At 47.2% G+C, this 1,227-nt stretch carries 2 protein-coding genes; both read right to left on the reverse strand.

Going from position 1 to position 1,227, the window contains the following annotated elements; genetic code table 11:
• The coding region (locus NA624_RS22960; RefSeq protein WP_001555386.1) for a glycosyltransferase family 2 protein at positions 1 to 818 on the reverse strand (818 nt) is incomplete at its 3' end.
• Positions 815 to 1,177, reverse strand: coding sequence for a GtrA family protein (locus tag NA624_RS22965; protein ID WP_000915525.1), 363 nt, complete (start codon positions 1,175 to 1,177; stop codon positions 815 to 817). The genes NA624_RS22965 and NA624_RS22960, both read right to left, overlap by 4 nt.
• Positions 1,178 to 1,227 lie beyond the last annotated feature (50 nt).

The raw sequence follows: 1,227 nt of genomic DNA on the forward strand, positions 1-1,227 counted from the left end.
CCACCAAGAAACAGTATCGACACCAGAAGTGACGGGTATCCCCGCACGGCGTTACCGAACGCCAGAGTGTCAAATATCATCCAGGCACCATACAGGAATGCAACACCTGCGACAGCTAACCCGATATACGTCCAGATGCGGAGAGGGAAAGTTGAGAAGCTGGTAATCCCTTCGAGCGCCAGATTCCATAATTTCCAGCCGTTGAATTTCGAATCACCGGCCACGCGTTCGGCACGGACATATTTAACAACATCCGTTTTTCCGCCAACCCAACTGAGCACCCCCTTCATGAACAAGTTGCGTTCGGGCATTAATTTAATATTTTCGACAACCTCACGGCTCATTAACCGGAAATCACCGACGTTCTCTTCAATTTTCGGATTGCTGATTTTATTGTGCAGCTTATAAAACCATTCAGCTGTCTTACGCTTCATGCGCCCGTCAGTTGAGCGGTCTGAGCGCTTAGCCAGCACCATATCTGCGCCAGCCTGCCACTTCTCAATGAGATGGGGGATAACTTCTATCGGATCCTGTAAATCGACATCAATAGGAATGACCGCATCCCCGGTTGCATGGTCGAGACCCGCGAAAAGAGCAGGTTCTTTACCGAAGTTTCGCGTAAACGAAAGCGGAATAACGAGCGGATCAGATGCAGCTATTTTGTTAATTATTGATTCAGTCGCATCTTTGCTTCCGTCGTTGATGAAAACAATCTCAACTTCATACGGTTTTAGCTCTTCAAACTCGCGAACCGTTTTATAGAAAATAGGTATCGTGGCTTCTTCATTGAAGACCGGAACGACTAACGAGACTTTCATTTCGCATCCCTAAAGACAATGAACTTTGAATAAATGAATCCGCATGTCAGGCTGATAGCTGAAAAGGTGACAAGAGTAAGGAGTGGCGGCAGGGAACATTTGTCAGCCATCCAGCCAACAACGGCGCTCAGTGTTCCCATAAATCCCACGTACATCATGTAGCGAAGCGTGGTGGTGCTGGCGTTAAAGGTGAAGCGCGCATTGGCATAGAAGCTGAACGATACGGCGATAACAAAACCGGAAAAGTTCGCCAGCGCCTGATGCGTATGCATCCCATACACACAAAAAGCAAATACGCCCCAATGAATAAGCGTGTTAAGAACACCGATCGATGTGTACTTAGCGAATAACTTCAACATTATGAAAATCAGCGGATTCGGAAAGGTCTGGAGTGTAGCACTACAAATTG

The organism is Salmonella sp. NW38 (genome assembly GCF_051807745.1).
Taxonomy (GTDB): domain Bacteria; phylum Pseudomonadota; class Gammaproteobacteria; order Enterobacterales; family Enterobacteriaceae; genus Salmonella; species Salmonella enterica.

Bases quoted from the DNA above. Each gene is read 5' to 3' on its own strand.
- NA624_RS22965 (WP_000915525.1), bottom strand. From the start codon at position 1,177: ATGTTGAAGTTATTCGCTAAGTACACATCGATCGGTGTTCTTAACACG.